Below are 19364 nucleotides of genomic sequence, written 5' to 3'. Positions count from 1 at the left end.
TTGCGGGTGGTTGCTGCCATGAAGCGCTCGCAGCGCAGCTTGTCGCAGCTGTGCAGCGATCTGCGCATGAACGCTCAGTGCTTGGTCAATGTGCCCGTGACCCGTGGTGCGGGGATGGCCGACAACACCTGGATGCCCCACTTCCAGCTGCGGGCCGAAAAGTTGCTGGGCGACGATGGGCGGGTGCTGCTGCGTGCCTCGGGCACCGAGCCTGTTGTGCGGGTGCTGGTGGAGTGCCGTACTGCACTCAGGGCGCAGCGGATGGCCAGCCGGTTTGCCAAAGAGGTCAGCCAACTGCTGACCGCACCCGCGGCGCTGGATACAGTTACCGCCTGAACGGCCGCCGTCCCCGCACCATCCTGGATGGTGGTGGGGCCGCAAGCGCTGTCAGTCCACCGTGCAGAGCCGGTCTGCAATGTGCTGCGCGGTGTGGCCATCGCCAAACGGGCTGCTTTCCAGCTGCATGCTGCGGTACGCCCCATCGTCGCGCAGCAGGCGTGCCGCCTCAGTCACCATGCGGCGGATGTCTGTGCCAACCAGTACCGCACCACCAGCTTCCACCAGCTCCTGCCGCTCGGTGCTGTCGCGCGCAATCAGCACTGGCCGCCTCAGCGCAGAGGCTTCTTCCTGAATGCCGCCCGAGTCCGTCAGCGTGAAGTAACAGCGTTGCAGCAGGCTGATGAGGGCAGGGTAGTCCATGGGTTCGGTCAGACACACCCGTTGGCGCAGGTCGTCCGGCAATGCGTCGATCACCGGCCTCACCGCCTGACTGACGGCTGGGTTGGGGTGAAGCGGCCAGACCACAACCAGATCGCCATGGGCCGCCAGCAACTGCCCGATGGCAGTGGCGATATTGCGTATGGGGTCGCCCCAGTTCTCTCGGCGGTGGGCGGTCACCAACAGAAGCCGTTGGTTTATTTGCTGATCTAGAAACTCTGCGACCATGGCTGGTACCACTGAAGACGAACCGGACGGCAAGACAGAAGGCGCGGACGATGCATTGGTCTGCAGGCGCTCCTGCGTCCAGCGCGCCGCGTCAATCACCGTATTGCCGACGACGGAGATACAGGCGTCTGCGATGCCTTCGCGCAAAAGGTTGTCCCGGGTCCGCGCCGTCGGTGCGAAGTGCCAGTGGGCGAGCCGTGCAATCAGCTCCCGGTTTTTTTCCTCCGGAAACGGCTCGCGTGTGCCTGTGCGCAAACCCGCCTCGATGTGGGCGACCGGCTTGTCGTTGTAGTAGCCACTCAGCGCTCCGACCAGCGCAGACGTCGTGTCGCCCTGCACCAGCACCACATCAGGCTGGGTTTCGTCCACCAGCCTGTCCACTCCCTCCAGCAACAGCGCCGTGAGGTCGCCCAACCTCGGTGTGCGCCGCTCTAGTGCCAAGCGCAGGTCTGGCCCCATGTCAAAAAATCGGTAAAGCACCTCGGCCACCTCAGCGTGCTGCCCGGTGTGGAGCACCACCACGCGGTGGCCACGCAGCTTTAGCTCGCGATGCAACGGTGCCATCTTGATGATCTCAGGGCGGGTGCCTAAACACGCAAGGTAAGTGGTCATGGGTTCTTTCAACGCAGCGGCGCTCGCGTTTTGGTGGGAGGCGTTGGAACCAGTCCAGACGGACTTTTCGGAAGGGAGACTTGGGAGAACGCCGCCACAGCAGGTGCCCCCAAGGCCGACGCATGGTGCGGTTGGGGGGCGTGGAGTGTCTGTTCGACACCGCACAGAGTGTGTATTTGATATTTAACATAATATACATCGTATCTAGCGCTAGTGATGTCATCCCAACGAAGCGCCAATGCGCCGTCGGCCCTGCATCCTGTTCAAGCCGCTACCATCACCGCCCATGAACCTTCCCACCCAAGCACCTTCTACATCGTCCATCCACTTCGGTCATCAGGGCCGCGTCTGCATCGTCACGGGTGGCGCCCAAGGCATTGGCGAGGCCTGTGTCCGCCGCTTTGCGGCCGAAGACGCCAAGCCGGTGATCGTCGATGTGGACGATGCGCGTGGCCAGGCGCTGGCGCAGGAGCTGGGCGCGCTGTATGTGCGCTGCGATGTGGGCGATAAATCGCAGGTGGATGCACTGGTGGCCCAGACCCTGGCGGACCATGGGCGCATCGACGTGTTGGTGAACAACGCGGGCATCTTTCGTGCGGCAGACTTTCTGGATGTGACCGAGGCCGACTTTGACGCGGTGCTGCGGGTCAACCTCAAGGGCTCGTTCCTGGTCGGCCAGGCGGTGGCGCGGGCCATGGTGGTATCGGGAGGCGGTTCGATCGTGAACATGAGCTCGGTCAACGGTGTGCTGACCATTCCCAATATCTCCAGCTACAACGTGAGCAAAGGCGGCGTGAACCAGCTCACGCGGGTGATGGCGCTGGCATTGGCCGACAAGAACATCCGCGTGAACGCGGTGGCGCCGGGCACCATCGCCACCGAGCTGGCCGCCAAGGCCGTGCTGACCAGCGATGAGGCCAAGAACAAGATCATGAGCCGCACGCCCATGAAGCGGCTGGGCGAGCCGTCCGAGATTGCCGATGTGGTGGCCTGGTTGGCCAGCGATGCGGCCAGCTATGTGACCGGTGAGATTGTGACCGTGGACGGTGGGCGCATGACGCTCAACTACACCGTGCCGGTCTGACGCACTTCTGGCTACTCCTGTTTTGATAGCTGCCAGCGCATAATTCACTAGCGCTAGCAGCTATTTTCATCACTTTCAGACCTGTGGCATGCGCTGCAACAGCCGGGTGGTACTGCGCGGCCAGCCCACCGGACCGAACCAGGCGCCGCCAGCAATCGCCCAGGCGTTGACCAAGCCGTAAAGCACCAGCGCCGCCCCTTGCGCTGCAAACACGGCGGCCAGTCCACCGCCCCAGCGCAGCGCCAGCCAGCCGCCGGTGACGGCCACCGCCAGGCGCACGATGTTGCCGATCACCGGCCAGAGCAGGCGCCCTGCCCCTTGCGAGGCAAAGTACAGCACCAGGCCCAGGCCGAAGAAGCCGTACACGGGGCCGACGGTGCGCAGATACAGCGCACCCGCTTCCAGCATGGCGGGGTCGCTGTTGAACAGGGACAGCCACGCGTTGGGAAAGGCTGCCGCCCACAGGCCAATCGCCTCGGCCATCACAAACGCCATGGCCGCGCCAATCCAGGTGGCGCGCAAGGCGCGCTCGCGCTGGCCAGCGCCGATGCATGTGCCGACCATGGCCACCAGCGGCGCGCCCAGGCCAAACACCAACGGAACCAGCAGGTATTCCAGCCGCGATGCGGTGCCGTAGCCCGCGATGGCCGCTGTGCCAAAACCACCCACCAATGCGGTCGTGACGCCAATCGCCAGATTGGTGGCGACGGTAGACACCGTGCACACCAGACCCACCCGCAGGATGTCTTTGAACAGCACCCAACGAAACCGGATGTGCGCCAGCGACGGCCGCAGGAGGCTGCGTGGCGACCACAGGTATGCGGCCAGCACTGCGCTGCCGATCAGGTAATACGCCATCAGCGCAATGGCGCCACCGGCAATGCCCAGGCCCGGCATGGGGCCCCAGCCAAAGATGAACAGTGGCGACAGCGGCACCAGTACAAACGCGCCCAGCACCGTGACGTAGGCTGGCACAGCCATGTTGCCCGTGCCCCGGATCACTGCCGACAGCGTGTTGAACAGCCAGACCAGGAACGCGCCCGCAAACACCCAGTTGGAATAGACCAGTGCCGCATTCAGCGCGCCGCCCGTGCCGCCCATGCGGGTGTAGAGCCAGCGCCCTCCTCCCACCACGCCAACGGTAAAGACGAGCGAAAACATCGCCGCAATGGCCAGCGCATGCAGTACCAGCGCGTCGGCATCGTCCCGCCGCCGTGCGCCCAGGGCGCGTGCAATGGCCGAGGCAATGCCGCCGCCCATGGCGCCCGCCGAGGTCATCTGCATCAGCATGACCACCGGAAACACCAGCGCCATGCCGGCCAGTGCATCGGTGCCCAGCTGGCCGACAAAGTAGGTCTCGATCAGCCCGACGCCCGCCTGCGCCAGCATTACCAGCACGTTGGGCGCGGCCAGCCGCAGCAAGGTGGGCGCAATGGGCGCCTCCAGCAGCATGCGGGTACGCGGGTTCAGGGCCTCGGTCACATCAGGCCCCTGCCCCACCGGCTGCAGGCCGGCGTGGCACCACGATGCGCACGGTAGACAACTGAAGCACGTCGCCGTGCTGGTTGCGGGTTTCGCTGCGCACCGTGACCATGCCCCGGTCGGGCTTGGACTTGGAGGGCTGGATCTGCACCACCTCGCTCACCACATGCAGCACATCGGTGGCGCGTGTGGGCCGGGGCCAGCTCAGTTCGCCCCCCGCACCGATGATGCCGCCCGCAATCGGCAGCCCACTGGTCACTTGCAGACGCATGGTCACGGCAGCCGTGTGCCAGCCGCTGGCGGCCAGACCGCCAAACAGCGTCTCGCGCGCAGCGGCGTCGTCCAGGTGAAAGGGCTGCGGGTCGAACTGCGCGGCAAAGGTGGTGATCTGCGCTTCGTCCATGGCGTGTTCGCCGCTTTGGAACTGGTCGCCGACAGACAGGTCGTCCAGGTAGATCGGGGACGTGGGGGCTGTCGAAACGTTGCTGGCGGGGGTCTGCGTCATGTCGATGGCTTTCGTGGAGAGTAGGTGGTTGGTCAGGCCGCCGTGGCGGCGGGGCGCGCCACGCGCGCTTCCCGGATCGGCAGGTTGACCAGTGCTGCGCCTACAGCCAGCACGATGTCGATGTACCAGACCCAGTCATAGCTGCCGGTGGCCTGGAAAACGCTGCCGCCCAGGTAGGCACCCAGGAATCCGCCAATCTGGTGCGACAGCATCACGATGCCGAACAGCATTGCCATGTTGGCCGTGCCAAACATCTTGGCGACCAGTCCGGCCGTGGGTGGTACGGTGGACAAGAAGGTGATGCCCATGACGGCGGCGAAGACCAGCACCACGGCCGGCGTCTTGGGAGCAAACAGGAAAATCAGTACCGCCAGACCTCGCGTGGCGTACAGCAGCGACAGCAGCGACTTCATGCGCCAGCGCCCTACCGCCCACCCCATGGCCAGGCTGCCCACAATGTTGAACAGCCCGATCACCGCCAGCGACCAGCCCCCTACTTCGGGCGCCAACCCGCACGCTGCGATCACGCCGGGCAAGTGCGTGGCCAGGAACGCCACGTGAAAGCCGCACACCAGAAAGCCTGCCGCCAGATACCGGTAGCTCGGTGTGGCCAGGGCCTGGGCAATGGCCTCGCGCGCGGTCAATGCCTTCTGGCCGGATACGGCTGCAGCCTGTGCCGCCAGGGCGTTGGAGTTGCCCTTGAGCACCCACACCGCCGGCAGCGCCAGCAGCACCAGCACGCCCAGCCACTGCATCGCACTGGCCCAGCCCACTGCGGCGGTCAGGCTGATGGCGATGGGCGCCATCAAAAACTGCCCGAACGAGCCGCCCGCGTTGACGATGCCGCTGGCCAGCCCGCGCTTTTGAACAGGCACCAGCCGGGCAGTGGCCGCCATCAGCACAGACGGCCCAGCCATGCCTGCGCCGCCTGCGGCCAACACGCCAATCGCAAAAATCAACCCGGCCGTGGTGGTCATGTACGGCGTGATGAAGGTGCCCAGCGCCACGAGCGCCACACCGATCAGGATCACACGACCCGTGCCGATGCGGTCGGCCACAGCCCCGGCAAACGGCTGGGTCAGCCCCCACCACAGTTGGCCAAACGCAAACGCCAGGCTGATGCTGCCGATGCCCAGGCCCGTGGAGGTGTTGAGTGCGGACAGGAACAGGCCCATGGTCTGGCGCGTGCCCATGGTCAGTGCAAAGGCGCCTGCGGCCGCCAGCAGCACCAGCCACAGGGCCAGCGGTGCGGCGGGCTTGGTTGCCGTCGCCTGCGGGGTGTGGTTATTCGTCATGCGCAGTCCCCTGCACTGGCAGTGCAGCCAGCAGATCGAGCGAGTCGTCCACCAACGCGTGCAAGGCCATCACGCGTTCCACGCCCAGTGCCTCGTTCAGCGCCAGTTGTGCGGCCTTCCAGTGGCGTTGCGCTTCCGCGCGCTTGTCGCGGCCTGCGTCGGTGATGTGCACCAGGCGGCTGCGTGCGTCCGTACCCGCCCTCAGCGTCACCCAGCCCGCATCCACCAACGGGCGCAGATTGCGTGTCAGCGTGGACGCATCCATCTTCATCTCCGTGGCCAGATCACCGGGGCGAATCGGGCCCAGCTTGAGCACATGCGACAGCAGTGAATACTGCGTGGTCTTGAGTCCACATTTCGCCATTTCGGCGTCGTAGTGGTTGGCCACGCGGCGCATCAGCTGGCGCAGCTTGAAGTTGGTGCAGCCCTGCGGCAGCACAGGGGCCAGGGTGGATGGGTTGGCGTGCATGGATTTGATTGTATCTGCAATAATTGCATATGCAACTCATGCATTTCAACCACGCCACCAACCAGGACAACCCATGACACAGCAAAACCACCTTGAACACTGGCTGGCACAGGAGCGCGACATCCTGGCCACGCTGGATGCAGGCCCCGGCCCGGGAGTGGCCCGCCGCGAGCAGATCGCCCACCTGAACGGCCTGCAGCAGATGCAGGCCATGCTGCGCGGCGAGCTGCCCTACGCGGCCATTGCCAAGACGCTGGACTTCCTGATCGTGGAAGTGGGCGAAGGCACGGCCATCTTCCAGGGAACACCCCGCGCAGAGCACCTAAACCCCATGGGCACGGTGCATGGCGGCTGGTTTGCCACCTTGCTCGACTCCGCCCTGGGCTGCTCCATCCACACGCGCATGGAGCCCGGGCGCGGATATACCACGGCCGAGCTGGGCATCAACCTGGTCAAGGCCATCACGCCCAAGGTACAGCGCGTGCGCGCCGAGGGCCGGGTGATCCACAGCGGGCGCCAGCTGGCCACGGCCGAGGCGCGCCTGGTGGGGCCGGACGGCACGCTGTATGCCCACGCCACCACCACCTGCCTGGTTTTCGATCTGCCTGCACAATCGAAGGGATGAAATTCCTCCACACGATGCTGCGCGTTGGCAACCTTCAACGCTCGATTGATTTCTACACCCAGGTGCTGGGTATGCAACTGCTGCGCCAGTCCGAGAACCCCGAGTACAAATACTCGCTGGCCTTTTTGGGCTTCGAGGGCGGCAACCCCAGCCAGGCCGAGATCGAGTTGACCTACAACTGGGGCGTGGAAAGCTACGACATGGGCACGGCCTACGGCCACATCGCGCTGGGCGTGCCCGATGCGTATGCCGCGTGCGAAAAGATCAAGGCCTCGGGCGGCAACGTGACGCGCGAAGCAGGTCCGGTCAAGGGCGGCACCACGGTGATCGCGTTTGTGACCGACCCCGATGGCTACAAGATCGAGTTGATCCAGCGCGCCGAAGGCGCAGGCGGCCAGGGCCTGCGGTAATAATTACTATCAAATAGATAGCTACTGGCGCATATTCCACTAGCGCATGCGGCCATTTGGCCCAAAAAAACCCGGCAGCGCCGGGTTTTTTGTTGTAGAAGCAGGCGGCGCTTACAGGGCGCCCAGCGTCACTTCCACGCGGCGGGCTTCGGCGTTGCTGCCGGTCGCGGTGGTTTCTTCTGGCTTCTTCAGCTCCACCTTGTCTTCGGCCACGCCCAGGGCCTTGAGCGCTTCGGCCACGGCCACTGCGCGCTGCTTGGCCAGTTCTGCATTCAGTGCGGCGTCGCCCGTGGCATCGTGGAAGCCGGAAATGACGGCCTTCTTGCCTTCAGCCACACCCTTGACCACGTCGGCCAGGGCTTCGTTGGCACCCACGGCCAGCTCGGCCTTGGCGGTGGCAAAGTAGAACTTCACCACGCCGTTTTCCACGCGCACGCTGGCAATATCTTCTTCCACGGCTACGGCGGGTGCTGCGGGCGTGTTGCTGGCCGCAACGGCGGCAGGCCGGACCGGTGCTTTGGCGCCCAGACGCTTGACCACCACGGTGCCCACCACCACGGAGATCACCAACGCAATCAGTGCAAACAGAAAACCGAGGGCAAAACGTTGTTGGCTATCGTCGTCAGAGCTGGACATGGAAGATCCCTGTAGTGATGAATAAAGTGGTTGGTCGGCCAATGCAGGCGTTGCGAAAACAAGGCCCCGGCCGCTTGCAGCAAAGCTTTCGATTGTAGAGTGAAGGCATGACGAATCTGCCCGCCCCACTGCGAGACCCGGCGCCGATGCTGGAGCGTGCCCTCCAGGAATGGGGTGGCCATCAGGACCTGTGGATTTTTGGCTATGGGTCGCTCATCTGGCGGCCGGATTTTGACTACGCCGAGCGCCGCCCGGCCAAGGTCCACGGCTGGCACCGGGCGCTCAAGATGTGGAGCCGTATCAACCGCGGCACGCCGGAGTGCCCGGGGCTGGTGTTCGGCATGCTGTCGGGCGGAAGCTGCCGGGGCATGGTGTTTCGCGTGGACAAGGCGCATGCGCGGCAGGTGATGATCAACCTGTGGCAACGCGAGATGGTCACCGCTGTCTACGACCCGCGCTGGCTGGTGTGCCACACGCCCCATGGCCCGGTGCGGGCGCTGGCCTTTACCCTGTCGCGCAAAAGTCCCAACCACACGGGCGAGCTACCAGACCACGAATACTGCCGCATTTTCGAGCAGGCCTGTGGACGCTACGGCACCACCCGCGACTACGCCCAGGCCACCTATGACGAGTTGCGCAAGCACGGCATCCACGACAGGGCTTTGGCTCGGTTGATCGCGTTGGCCCAAAAAGAGGCATAGTGCACATTTTTCTGGACTCTCGCGTGGTGGCTTGCGAGACTGCGCCTTTGTATCGGGTTCAATCCCGCGTTCATTCATTCGCACCGAGGAGTTTGAGTCATGAAGATTCGTTTTGCTTTTGCCCTGTCTTCCCTGGCTGTTGTGGCGCTGGCGGGCTGTGCCTCCCACCTGTCTGGCAACCGCGCTACCGCCAAGCTGGAGCCCACCCGGGGCAACACAGCCACTGGTACGGTGACGTTTGTACAGACCGGCGATGGCGTGCAGGTGTCGGGTGAAATTCGTGGACTCAAACCCGATGCAGAACACGGCTTTCATGTGCATGAAAAGGGCGACTGCTCGAGCGGCGACGGCATGAGCACCGGCGGACATTTCAACCCCACGGCCAAACCGCACGGGTCCCACGGCGCGGGCGAACACCACACCGGTGACCTGCCCAGCCTCAAGGCCGACAAATATGGCGTCGCCGCATTCAGCTTTGTGTCGCGGTCCATCAGCGTGGGCGGCCCAACCACCGACATCGTCGGCAAGGGCCTGATCGTTCACCGCGACCCCGACGACTACAAGACCCAACCCACCGGCAACGCAGGACCACGCCTGGCTTGCGCGGTGATTGCTTCCAAATAAAGCGGAAGCGGCCCTCGCCGCCGTTACCCACGCGCCGCCAGCAACTGCGCGGCGCGCTCCAGGTCTTGCACGGTGTCAATGTCGGTCACCGTGCCTTCGTCATCCACCTCCACCTGCCGTACCCTGCCCTGCTGCGCCTGCGCGCGCACCACGCTGGCGGCGCCCTGCTCGCCGGTCAGCGCCAACAGGCTGGACAAGCATGCGGCCGAAAACCCCACAGGGTGACCGCGCTCGCCCTGGTACACCGGCATGACCACGGCGCAGTCCGGGTCCGCCAGCGCGGCGGCGATGGTGCGCAAGGTGTCGGGACGGATCAGCGGCAAATCCCCCGGCAACACCAGCCAACCGGGCGCCTGGGTCGTGGCGCGCACAGCTGCGGCGATCGAATCCCCCATGCCGGGGTGGCCTGCGTCTTCGAGGTGCCAGGGCAGGCCGCTGGCGCGCACGGCATCGAGGGTGTGTTCCAGCACGGTCTTTGCTCCCAGGGGCGCGCGCAGCTTGTGCACCGCACCGCCGGACGCGGCAAAACGCGCTCCCCGGCCCGAGGCCAGCACCAGAACGACGGGGAGCAAAGGCGATACGAGCATGGGGTTCCGCTTGAACAGGTTGCTGGGCCATCAACTGTGGCGTGCAGCGGGCGCGATTCTAGTGCTGCGATGCCGGGCCAGCAGTCTTCACAACGCGCCACTCGCCACCGTGAAATCCGCATGCTGCGCTGCCAGTCCGTGCAGCATGCTCACCAGCGGCCGCAGGTCATCACGCCGACTGTGCAACGCATAGCCGAGCGACCCCAGCGGCACAGAGCTGGGTAACACCTGCAACACATCCCTGGCGTGGAGGGCTTGCGCCCAGCCCTCGGGCAGCAGGCCAATGCCGCTGCCCTGTGCCAGCAAGCCCACGATGGCGCCCCAGTGGTTGCACACCAATCTGCGCGCGGGGCGTGCATCGGCCTGCCGAAGCCAGTCGTCGATGAGGTGGGTCACCCCCGAGCCTTGCGGCAGCGTTACCAGCGGTTGCGACTGCATGGCATCAGCATCCATCTGGCGCAGGCCGTGCGTCACGCCAGGGCCAGCACACCAGGCAAAGCGCGCATGCGCCAGCGGCACCGAGGTCAGCGCACTGCGGCTGGCGGGGCCGGCGATCACGGCCACATCCAGCTCGCCTTTGTCCAACCGCTCTGCCAGGGCTGCACCCACATCCACGTGCACCGACACCTCCAGTGCCGGGTGCGCCGCCGCCAGGGCTTCCACCAGGCGCGGCAGCCAGGTGATCGCCGTCAGCTCGCCCACCCCCAGGCGGCAGGGGCCGCGCAGGCCGATGGTGCTGCCCATCTCCTGCTGCAAATGGTCTGCCTGTTGCAGCAACGCGCCCGCCAGAGGCACGAGTCGCGTGCCCGCCTCCGTCAACGCGGCGCGGTGGCCGGCGCGGTCAAACAGCACCTGGCCCAGCGAGGCCTCCAGCTCGGCGATCCGCTTGGACAAGGACGACACCGACAAGTGCACCCGCTCGGCCGCCATGGCAAAGCTGCTGCAGGTGGCGGCCCAGTAGAAGGCTTCGAGCTGCTTAAGGGTCATGTCGTGAATGTATTTTCAATTTAGCGAACAAATCATTAGCAATAAATTCGCTTTCTTGATTATTGCGGTTTCAGGACACTGCTTTCCAACCCCCGTTTACCGTTGTCTGGAACCACGCCATGTCCACCCCCTCCACCACACCCCGACAGCCTGCCACCAATGCCTGGAGCGCCTTCAATGGCACGCGCCGGAGTGGCCGCACGGCCCATCTGCTGTCACTCGACGACTTTGAAGCCGCTGCCCGCCGCGTGCTACCCCGCCCTATCTTTGGCTACGTGGCCGGGGCGGCGGAAGACAACCTGGCCCTGGACGACAACCGTCAGGCGTTCCGAGAGATCGCCCTCGTCCCCCGCGTGCTCCGCAACGTGGCCCAACGCGACCAGGGCGTGACCCTGTTCGGCCAGCGCTATGCCAGCCCCTTCGGCATCGCGCCCATGGGCATAGCGGCGCTGTCGGCCTACCGGGGCGACATCGTTTTGGCCCGTGCGGCGGCAGCGGCGGGCATCCCGGCCGTACAAAGCGGCAGCTCCCTCATCCGGCTGGAAGAAGTGATGGCCGCCGCCCCCGGCACCTGGTTCCAGGCCTACTTGCCAGGCACCCCCGAACGCATCGACGCCCTGCTGTGGCGCGTGATTGCGGCGGGCGTACAGACGCTGGTGGTGACGGTGGACATTCCCGTGGCGGGAAACCGCGAGAACAACATCCGCGCGGGCTTCTCCACCCCGCTACGCCCCAGCCTTCGCCTGGCGTGGGACGGCATGGTGCGCCCGCGCTGGCTGGCAGGCACACTGCTGCGCACGCTGGCACACCACGGCATGCCGCATTTTGAAAACTCGTTTGCCGAGCGCGGCGCGCCCATCCTGTCCTCACGTGTACAGCGCGACTTTGCCGCGCGTGACCACTTTGACTGGAGCCACATCGCCCACATACGCCGCCAGTGGCGCGGCCCGCTGGTCGTCAAGGGCATCCTCAGCCCGCAGGATGCCGCCCTCGCCCGTCAGCACGGGGTGGACGGCATCATCGTCAGCAACCACGGCGGTCGCCAGCTCGACGGTGCCGTGGCCCCGTTGCGTGTGCTGCCCGCCATTGCCGAGCAGGCTGGCAGCGGCATGACAGTGATGTTGGACGGCGGCATCCGCCGGGGCACCGACGTGATCAAGGCCCTGGCGCTGGGCGCGCAGGCAGTGTTTGTGGGGCGGCCCTTCAACTACGCAGCAGCAGTGGACGGCGAGGCAGGCGTTACAGCGGCCATCGATCTATTGCGCGCCGAGGTGGACCGCAACTTGGCAATGCTGGGCGCCACCTCCTGCGCAGCGCTGGGGCCAGAGCATCTCATGGACCGCCGAGCACCGTAGCGGACTGCGGCGCACGCTTCTCGTCGGGGGCCTGATCAAGCTGGGGAGCAAAGTGCAATCAGCGCAGTTTGAAATGAAGTGATGGCAGGGCCGCCAACGCTCCTCGTCGATCACTTTAAAATTCATAGCTGCCAGCGCTTATCCACAAAGCGCTAGTAGCACTTTTCATTTAATAGGGTTGGTCTGCAGCGTCGCGGACAGCCTCAGGCTGATTTCGAACTTTCACTCGACCACCATTGGCAGGCAGTTTTTGACCCGAACCGTCCCGTTTGCCGCGCACTATGGAACTGCCATGGGTGGCCCTTCAGTTAAAGTCCTCGCCCCGCTGGTGATTTTTGGCCGCTTCGTGCACCCCAGTGACTGGGTTTGAAAACAAAATCTGCGACTTTGGGTGGCACGCCGGCTGATGTGGCCGTGCAAACCGCAACTCGCGGAAATAGAAAGAAATATGCTGCTAACCGATATAGCCGTCGAGCACACTTTGGTGTCTAAAAAGGATGGCGTTCGTCAGACTTTCTTGCTGCATCCTTTTACTGATACACAGCGCGATTCACTGGGCAAATTCGAGCTCGTCCGCGACATCAGCCAGCCCGGACTCAAAGATGTGAAACGCTCCACCTTCGTATCGTTTCACCAATTGGCGGAGCTGTATGCAAAAGGCTTGCTCGAAGAATTCGGGTTTTCCGTTCGCATGTGTCCGGGTAAAGGCACCTACCCTGCCAAGCTTCCAGCCAAAAAGATACTGCCCACCAGCATCAAGCCAGGCTCTTCGTTCGATCTGGCGGTGCAAAAGGTGGATATTTCCAAGCCGGCCACGCGCGAATTGAAAACGGCCTTGCTTCGCACCAACGTCCAAATTTAAGCGTGACGGCGCTAATCGACAAGGAGCCGATGTGAATCCAACCATTGCCCATGCTGAACTGATTGCCACATTCAAGCGGGCCGAGGCAGATGCCGCTCACAAATTCGGGCTGATCCAAGCGGCTGCGAACAAAGGTCCGAAGGCGATCCAAGCCGCCACAGAAACAGCGGCAAAGGCGGCAAAACGCAGGGACTCTTTTGCGAAAAAGCTGGGCGATCTGGGGGTGGACCTAAAGTATTGAGTGCCGCCAAGCCCATGGCTTAACACCCACCATTGGCGACCGCGCACAAGGGGCCTTGATCATCAAAATAATCTCCGTAATCTGAAAACAGAATCGGTCATGGGTTCTGCCCCGATTTGCATGTTTTCCAAGCGCGGCAGTTGAAGCGTCTTCGTTTTCCAGATTACAAAGGTGTTGAGAGAGATGGAAACCGCTATAGCTGTGTTGCAGTCATTCAGTGACGGTAAACGAATGAGTACTACCGGCCAGAACCGGACGTAGAACTTGCTACCCAGAGGCTCTCTCGCGGGATTCGGGGTTGGCTTCGTATCTAAGCCATCCTGCGATCGCAGAGCCTCCTCCAATTCGATCTTTCGGATGTGTTCTGCCTTCGTTGACTGGCACTTCCGCGAAGTCAAAAGGACTCATCCCTTCGATGCAGGCCACATTGACTCCGTATTGGTCTGGCGATGAGCGACGCTGGTGGAAGGTGTAAATACCGCACCTTGAGCAGAAGTAGTGCTTGGCCTCTCCCGTATTAAACGTGTACAGCGTGAGTGCCTCATTGCCATGCGTGACCTGAATATCGTCTAGGTCGGCCGATACCGCTACTGCCCCTCGCATCCGACAGTAGGAGCAGTTGCATCTACGGGCTGTTCTCAGGCCATCTCTTAAGCGCAATGAAAACCGCACAGTACCGCAATGACATGCGGCTTCATACGAAGGCCGTTCTGGGAGATCGCTATCGGTCATTCCTCATTCTCACTTACAAAGTGCGCGTCGGGAGATGACTGTATGGGCCCAAAGCTGAAGCTCAATCCTCGCCGAATGCGTGCGTACAAGTAGTTCTCAACCACAGGTCATCGGGCGGACCATTGAAACCAACTAGTGCATCAACGCCGCATCGGAGGCAGATGGCCGTTTGATTCTGGTTGTCTCCAACGCCCCATTCAATGATGGTATTGGGTGCATTGCAGTCATTTCTCTGCCGCTTGAGCTACGCCGAAAGCTGCGCGCCAAAACACAGCCAGAGCGATGCCATGGTGGACACCGAACTGAAGCAGATGGATGGGTCTAAAAAAAAGCGCCGTGCTTTCCCAAACCCGGCGCTCTCATTCCAACAAGCTTTATCAAGCCAGCTTGAACGGCAGCTCGCGTGGCGTCTTGCCCGTGATCTGCGCGATGGCATTGGCAAACGCAGGTGCCAGCGGCGGCAACCCAGGTTCGCCCATGCCCTTCGGTGGATCGGCGCTGGGCACGATGTGCACCGTCACCTGCGGCATGTCGGTGATGCGGGGCACGGCGTAGTCGCCGAAGTTGCTCTGCTCCACCACACCGTCCTTGAGCGTGATGGCTGCACCGGGCAGGCAGGTGCCCAGGCCCATCAGCGCGGCGCCTTGCACCTGGGCTTCGACGCTCTTGGGGTTGACCACCAGGTTGCAATGCACGCCCGCGGTGATGCTGTGCAGCTTGGGCGTGCCATCTTTGACGGAGGCCTCGACCACATACGCCACCACCGACTCGAACGACTCGTGCACCGCCACGCCCCAGGCACGGCCTGCGGCCAGCTTCTTCTTGCCGTAGCCCGACTGGGCGACGGCCAGCTGCAGCGCCGCCTTGTGGCGCGGGTGCTTGTCGCCCATCAGGGCCAGGCGGTAGGCCACAGGGTCCTGCTTGGTGGTGCGGGCCACTTCGTCGATCAGTGTCTCCATGGCGTAGGCCGTGTGGGTGGATCCCACGCTGCGCCACCACAGCACCGGCACGTTCACATCCGGGTGGTGCACCGACAGCTTCATCGGCACGTCGTACGGCTCTTTCATGCCCTCGACGGCCGTGGCGTCAATGCCGTTCTTGATCATGAAGGCCTCGAACGGCGAGCCCTTGGTGATGGACTGGCCGACGATGGTGTGGTCCCACGCCAGGATCTTGCCCTTGGCGTCAAAGCCGATCTCGGCACGGTGCACGTGCATGGGGCGGTAGTAGCCGCCCTTGATGTCGTCCTCGCGGCTCCACAGGGTGCGCACCGGGGCGGTGATGCCCGCCGTGCGCGCGGCCTTGGCCACGCCGCAGGCCTCCACCACGTAGTCGCTGGTGGGGATGGCGCGGCGGCCAAAGCCGCCACCGGCCATCTGCGTGTTGACCTTGACGTTTTGCGGCGGCAGACCCAGCGTCTTGGCGACGGCCATGGCGTCCAGGCCGGGCATCTGGGTGCCCATCCAGAGTTCAGCCTTGTCACCGTCTAGTTTGACGGTGCAATTCAGCGGCTCCATGGGAGCGTGTGCCAAATAGGGGAAAACGAACTCGGCGCTGATCTTGTGGGGTGCACGCGCCAGTGGCGCCATGTCGGCCTGCATGGCCACATTGCCCGGCTTGGCCGCCAGTTCGCGGTACTGCGCCAGCAGCACAGTGTTGTCAGGCTTGGTGACCGCGCTGGTGTCCCACTTCACTTTGAGGGCGTCGCGCCCCTGCTTGGCGGGCCAGTAGCCGTCGGCCACGATGGCAACGCCCTCGCCGCCCCGGTCGGTAGGCACGCGCAGCACGGCCTTCACGCCCTTGATGGCTTTGGCAGCGCTGTCGTCCAGCGACTTCACTTTGCCGCCAAACACGGGAGGGCGGGCCACCACGGCCGTCAGCATGCCGGGCAGGCGCACGTCAATGCCGTAATCCTGCTGGCCGCTCGACTTGGCCTTGGCATCCAGCCGCCCGGTGGGCTTGCCGATCAGGCGGAATTGCTTGGGGTCCTTGAGTGCGACCTTTTCAGGCACGGGCTGCTTCATGGCAGCTCCTGCCAGCGCACCGTAGCCCAGCTTTTTGCCACCGGGGCCGACCACAAAGCCGTTGCTGGTGCGCAGGGCCGACGCATCCACACCCCACTGCGCAGCAGCAGCACCGACCAGCATGGCCCGGGTGCGCGCGCCCAGCTCGCGGTACTGGGTGTACGAGTTCTTGATGGAGTTGGAGCCACCGGTGAGGTGCATTCCAAATGCGGGGTCGGCGTAGGCCGGGTTGGCGTCGCCGTGCACGCTGCGCACCTTGCTCCAGTCGGCATCCAGCTCCTCGGCCAGGATCATGGGCAGGCCGGTTTGCACGCCCTGGCCAAAGTCCAGGCGATTGATGGTGACGGTGACGGTGCCATCGGCATCGATGCGCACAAAGGCCGAGGGCTGTTCGTGCGGCTTGAGGCCAGCGGGGGCCGCAGCGGCTGCGCCCTGTGCAGCAGACACCAGGGGAAACGCGCCCAGCGCAAAGCCCGAGGCAGCCGACACCTTGAGGAAGGTGCGGCGAGCCACACCTTCCGACGCATCAAAAGCTCCTGAATTCATATCGCCCTGCGCTTTATCCACTAGCGCTTGGAGGTGTTTTGGCATGAAATGTTGTGCTTGGCCCTGCAGGGCATGGGGTTCGAAGTGCATGGTGGTCTCCTTCAATCAGGCCAGGGTCTTGGCAGCGTCGTGGATGGCGGCGCGGATGCGCACGTAGGTGCCGCAGCGGCACACGTTGCCGGCCATGGCAGCGTCGATGTCGGCGTCGGAGGGCTTCTTCTTGCCCTTGAGCAGCGCGGTGGCGCTCATGATCTGGCCGCTCTGGCAGTAGCCGCACTGGGCCACATCGTGCTTGACCCAGGCGGCATGCACGGCCTTGCCCACCTTGTCGTCGGCGGCAATGGCTTCAATGGTGGTGATCTTCTGGCCTGCCGCCGCCGAGATGGGCGTGATGCAGGACCGCACCGGCGCGCCGTTCAGGTGCACGGTGCACGCACCGCACAGCGCCTGGCCGCAGCCAAACTTGGTGCCGGTCATGCCCAGCGTGTCGCGCAGGGCCCAGAGGATGGGGGTGGATTCGTCGGCATCCACGGCCGTGTCTTTGCCGTTGATATTGAGGGTGGGCATCGTGGGACTCCTTGGGATGAAGGTCAGCGCTCAAAAGCACAGCGCAATCGGTAGGGCGGCGCGGGCAGACATCAAGCCGCTTTTGTTGTTTTAAGAGAATAACTATTCGATTAAACCGCAAAATTCGAGTTTCTGCAGCGGCACGATTTACGCCTTGATGGCGTCCCAGCACAGGCCAAACGCCATCTGGTGCACAGCCTCGTCATCGGGCAGCACCTGGGTGCGGATCAGGTTGCCGGTCTCCCGCACCGAGCCCACCAGGCTGGCCGTGAGCAGCGGAATGGGCACGGCCTTGAGGATCTCCTGCTGCTGGCCTTCTTCCATCAGCGCAAAAAAGCCCGCCATCAGCCGGGTCGAAAATTCGCGGTTGCCCTGGGTGAACCAGGGCGAGTTGTAGTATTGCTCCTGGAACACCACCTCGGCGTATTGGTCCAGCCGATGGCGCAGCAGATTACCCCAGGCGCGGCGCACCCGTGCGCGGTAGGGCATGCCAGGTTCTATCCCGTCCATGATGCGCGCGGCCGTGACGGTCTTGGCATCCTGGTACAGCTGGCTGATCAGTTCGTCCTTGGACGGGTAGTACACGTACAGCGTGCTCGTGGCCACACCCGCTGCCCGGGCAATGTCGGCCAGGGTCAGGCCGCTCAGGCCGCGCTGGGCCACCAGGTCAAAGGTGGCCTGGGCAATGGCGCGCTGTTTCTCGTCGTCTTTGGGTTTCATCGGAACCAGGAATATAAACGAACACAAATTCGACCACTATCAAAACCCACTGCACATGCCCTGGCGCAATGCGACATCGTACGGGGGATGCACAATCGTGACCATGACCACGAACTCCATCGCCGACCTCCGCAAGAGCTACGAGCGCGCCGAACTCAACGAAGACGCCTCGCATGCCGCCCCCCTGCAGCAGTTTGACCAGTGGCTCAAGGAAGCCATCAGCGCCCAGGTGCCCGAGCCCAACGCCATGACCCTGGCCACCGTGGGCAGCGACTTGCGGCCCAGCACACGCATCGTGCTCATCAAGGGTTATGACGAGCGCGGCATTGTCTGGTTTACCAACTACGACAGCCGCAAGGGCCGCCAGATTGCGGGCAACCCGTTTGCAGCGCTGCAGTTTCACTGGGTGGAGCTGGAGCGTGTGGTGCGTATCGAAGGCGTGGTGGAGAAGGTCAGCGACGAGGAAAGCGACGAATACTTCCACAGCCGTCCCCTGGATTCGCGCATCGGCGCCTGGGCCAGCCCGCAAAGCCAGGTCATTGCAGGCCGCAGCGTGCTGGTGGCCAACGCGGCCAAATACGGGGCGCAATTCATGCTCAAGCCACCCCGCCCACCACACTGGGGCGGCTACCGCCTCAAGCCCGACCAGTGGGAGTTCTGGCAGGGGCGCAAGAGCCGCCTGCATGATCGGTTGCGCTACCGCCTCGATGGCAGCGACTGGGTGCGGGAGCGGCTGGCGCCCTGACCTGAACTAGGGCACTGGGCCGCCAGCTCAGCCCGCCACCCATCGCGTCACCGCCACAATCACCACTGGCATCGTCACCAGCCCCAGCGCGGTAGACACCGCCACGCTGGCGGTCACCTCTTCTTCTGCCACGCGGTAGCGCTGGGAGAACAAGAAAACGTTGGCCCCCACGGGCAGCGATGCCGCCACGATCATCACGGCCAGCGGCATGCCCGACAGGCCCAGCGCCCAGCCCATGCTGGCCAGCACCAGCGGGTGCACTACACACTTCACCAGCGCAATGCGCAGCGCGGCCTTGAACTGGTGGCCGACCTTGGTGAATGCCAGCGTCACCCCCACCAGCAGCAGCGCAATCGGCCCCAGCGCCTGGCCCAGCAGCTGCAGAGGCTTGCCCACCACCTCGGGCACCACCAGCCCCGTCTGAGCAAACAGCAGGCCCGCAATGATGGGCAGCGGCACGGGGTGCACGATGCCGTTGCGGATGGCCTGCAGCACGGTGCGCCACATGGGCTGCTGCACGCCACCCGGGCGCCCGGCGTGTTCGCGCGCGGCCGCCAGCTCGAACACCACCGTGGCGGCCGTCAGCAGGATGAGCGAATGCACCGATATC

The 19364-nt window shown here is 64.1% G+C and carries 22 protein-coding genes and 1 pseudogene; 10 read left to right on the top strand and 13 right to left on the bottom strand.

What is annotated here, in order from left to right:
* Positions 1-336, top strand: a pseudogene (glmM, locus tag N4G42_RS11800) (phosphoglucosamine mutase); the annotation flags it as partial.
* Between the two features lie 51 nt (positions 337-387).
* Here the strand turns inward: glmM and wecB are convergent.
* On the bottom strand, positions 388-1557 hold the full coding sequence (gene wecB / locus N4G42_RS11795) for a non-hydrolyzing UDP-N-acetylglucosamine 2-epimerase (RefSeq protein WP_056062754.1): 1170 nt from the start codon (positions 1555-1557) through the stop codon (positions 388-390).
* A gap of 286 nt (positions 1558-1843) precedes the next feature.
* Between wecB and N4G42_RS11790 the strand changes: the two genes are divergently transcribed.
* Positions 1844-2641 (top strand): SDR family NAD(P)-dependent oxidoreductase, encoded by a 798-nt coding sequence (locus tag N4G42_RS11790; protein WP_260667297.1) that lies wholly within the window; start codon positions 1844-1846, stop codon positions 2639-2641.
* A 75-nt stretch (positions 2642-2716) separates the two neighbouring features.
* Here N4G42_RS11790 and N4G42_RS11785 read toward each other — a convergent pair whose 3' ends face one another.
* Genes N4G42_RS11785 through N4G42_RS11770 form a run of 4 tightly spaced genes read right to left on the bottom strand, consistent with a single transcriptional unit; the run spans position 2717 to position 6392 of the window.
* Positions 2717-4093, bottom strand: coding sequence for an MATE family efflux transporter (locus N4G42_RS11785; RefSeq protein ID WP_260667298.1), 1377 nt, complete (start codon positions 4091-4093; stop codon positions 2717-2719).
* A gap of 31 nt (positions 4094-4124) precedes the next feature.
* The gene (locus N4G42_RS11780; protein ID WP_146870899.1) at positions 4125-4628 is read right to left on the bottom strand and encodes a MaoC family dehydratase; all 504 of its coding nucleotides are present in this window, start codon (positions 4626-4628) and stop codon (positions 4125-4127) included.
* A gap of 32 nt (positions 4629-4660) precedes the next feature.
* Positions 4661-5923: an MFS transporter gene (locus tag N4G42_RS11775; protein ID WP_260667296.1), complete on the bottom strand. Its 1263-nt coding sequence runs from the start codon at positions 5921-5923 to the stop codon at positions 4661-4663.
* Positions 5913-6392 carry a MarR family winged helix-turn-helix transcriptional regulator gene (locus N4G42_RS11770; protein ID WP_260667295.1) on the bottom strand — a complete coding sequence of 160 codons (480 nt, stop codon included), beginning with the start codon at positions 6390-6392 and terminating at the stop codon, positions 5913-5915. The genes N4G42_RS11775 and N4G42_RS11770 overlap by 11 nt, the downstream gene beginning before the upstream one ends.
* 73 nt (positions 6393-6465) lie before the next feature.
* Here N4G42_RS11770 and N4G42_RS11765 point away from each other — a divergent pair, with 73 nt between their 5' ends.
* Positions 6466-7017, top strand: a complete 552-nt coding sequence (locus N4G42_RS11765) for a PaaI family thioesterase (RefSeq protein ID WP_260667294.1) — start codon at positions 6466-6468, stop codon at positions 7015-7017.
* Positions 7014-7427, top strand: coding sequence for a lactoylglutathione lyase (gloA, locus tag N4G42_RS11760; protein WP_260667293.1), 414 nt, complete (start codon positions 7014-7016; stop codon positions 7425-7427). Before N4G42_RS11765 ends, gloA begins: the two co-directional genes overlap by 4 nt.
* A 111-nt stretch (positions 7428-7538) precedes the next feature.
* Here the strand turns inward: gloA and N4G42_RS11755 are convergent, their stop codons facing one another.
* The gene (locus N4G42_RS11755) at positions 7539-8063 is read right to left on the bottom strand and encodes an OmpA family protein (RefSeq protein WP_056744861.1); all 525 of its coding nucleotides are present in this window, start codon (positions 8061-8063) and stop codon (positions 7539-7541) included.
* Between the two features lie 107 nt (positions 8064-8170).
* Here N4G42_RS11755 and N4G42_RS11750 point away from each other — a divergent pair, with 107 nt between their 5' ends.
* Positions 8171-8764 carry a gamma-glutamylcyclotransferase gene (locus tag N4G42_RS11750; protein ID WP_260667292.1) on the top strand — a complete coding sequence of 198 codons (594 nt, stop codon included), beginning with the start codon at positions 8171-8173 and terminating at the stop codon, positions 8762-8764.
* Between the two features lie 99 nt (positions 8765-8863).
* Positions 8864-9388, top strand: coding sequence for a superoxide dismutase family protein (locus tag N4G42_RS11745; RefSeq protein ID WP_056062780.1), 525 nt, complete (start codon positions 8864-8866; stop codon positions 9386-9388).
* Between the two features lie 23 nt (positions 9389-9411).
* On the opposite strand, the gene N4G42_RS11740 is transcribed toward N4G42_RS11745, so the two are convergent.
* Together N4G42_RS11740 and N4G42_RS11735 are read right to left on the bottom strand one after the other, a co-directional pair.
* Positions 9412-9975, bottom strand: coding sequence for an NTP transferase domain-containing protein (locus N4G42_RS11740; protein WP_260667291.1), 564 nt, complete (start codon positions 9973-9975; stop codon positions 9412-9414).
* A gap of 87 nt (positions 9976-10062) precedes the next feature.
* Positions 10063-10962 carry a LysR family transcriptional regulator gene (locus N4G42_RS11735; RefSeq protein ID WP_260667290.1) on the bottom strand — a complete coding sequence of 300 codons (900 nt, stop codon included), beginning with the start codon at positions 10960-10962 and terminating at the stop codon, positions 10063-10065.
* A 119-nt stretch (positions 10963-11081) separates the two neighbouring features.
* On the opposite strand from N4G42_RS11735, the gene N4G42_RS11730 reads away from it, so the two are divergent.
* The 3 genes from N4G42_RS11730 to N4G42_RS11720 all read left to right on the top strand — a co-directional run bounded on the left by N4G42_RS11730 (position 11082) and on the right by N4G42_RS11720 (position 13420).
* The gene (locus N4G42_RS11730) at positions 11082-12317 is read left to right on the top strand and encodes an alpha-hydroxy acid oxidase (RefSeq protein ID WP_260667289.1); all 1236 of its coding nucleotides are present in this window, start codon (positions 11082-11084) and stop codon (positions 12315-12317) included.
* 448 nt (positions 12318-12765) lie between these two features.
* A complete protein-coding gene (locus N4G42_RS11725; RefSeq protein ID WP_260667287.1) occupies positions 12766-13179 on the top strand; it encodes a hypothetical protein in 414 nt (137 codons plus the stop codon).
* Between the two features lie 31 nt (positions 13180-13210).
* Positions 13211-13420: a hypothetical protein gene (locus N4G42_RS11720; RefSeq protein ID WP_099730274.1), complete on the top strand. Its 210-nt coding sequence runs from the start codon at positions 13211-13213 to the stop codon at positions 13418-13420.
* Between the two features lie 267 nt (positions 13421-13687).
* Here N4G42_RS11720 and N4G42_RS11715 read toward each other — a convergent pair whose 3' ends face one another.
* The 4 genes from N4G42_RS11715 to N4G42_RS11700 all read right to left on the bottom strand — a co-directional run bounded on the left by N4G42_RS11715 (position 13688) and on the right by N4G42_RS11700 (position 18009).
* The gene (locus N4G42_RS11715) at positions 13688-14152 is read right to left on the bottom strand and encodes a GFA family protein (RefSeq protein WP_260667286.1); all 465 of its coding nucleotides are present in this window, start codon (positions 14150-14152) and stop codon (positions 13688-13690) included.
* Between the two features lie 377 nt (positions 14153-14529).
* The gene (locus N4G42_RS11710) at positions 14530-16812 is read right to left on the bottom strand and encodes a xanthine dehydrogenase family protein molybdopterin-binding subunit (RefSeq protein ID WP_260667285.1); all 2283 of its coding nucleotides are present in this window, start codon (positions 16810-16812) and stop codon (positions 14530-14532) included.
* A gap of 15 nt (positions 16813-16827) precedes the next feature.
* The gene (locus tag N4G42_RS11705) at positions 16828-17289 is read right to left on the bottom strand and encodes a (2Fe-2S)-binding protein (RefSeq protein ID WP_056744839.1); all 462 of its coding nucleotides are present in this window, start codon (positions 17287-17289) and stop codon (positions 16828-16830) included.
* Positions 17290-17436: 147 nt separating this feature from the next.
* Positions 17437-18009, bottom strand: coding sequence for a TetR/AcrR family transcriptional regulator (locus N4G42_RS11700; protein WP_260667284.1), 573 nt, complete (start codon positions 18007-18009; stop codon positions 17437-17439).
* A 103-nt stretch (positions 18010-18112) separates the two neighbouring features.
* Between N4G42_RS11700 and pdxH the strand changes: the two genes are divergently transcribed.
* On the top strand, positions 18113-18754 hold the full coding sequence (gene pdxH, locus N4G42_RS11695; RefSeq protein WP_260667283.1) for a pyridoxamine 5'-phosphate oxidase: 642 nt from the start codon (positions 18113-18115) through the stop codon (positions 18752-18754).
* 27 nt (positions 18755-18781) lie between these two features.
* On the opposite strand, the gene N4G42_RS11690 is transcribed toward pdxH, so the two are convergent.
* A partial coding sequence (locus tag N4G42_RS11690) for an AEC family transporter (RefSeq protein WP_260667282.1) occupies positions 18782-19364 on the bottom strand: 583 nt, incomplete at its 5' end.

The organism is Acidovorax sp. K2F (genome assembly GCF_025246485.1).
GTDB lineage: Bacteria > Pseudomonadota > Gammaproteobacteria > Burkholderiales > Burkholderiaceae_C > Acidovorax > Acidovorax delafieldii.
This window is presented reverse-complemented; position numbering and strand designations above follow the sequence as displayed.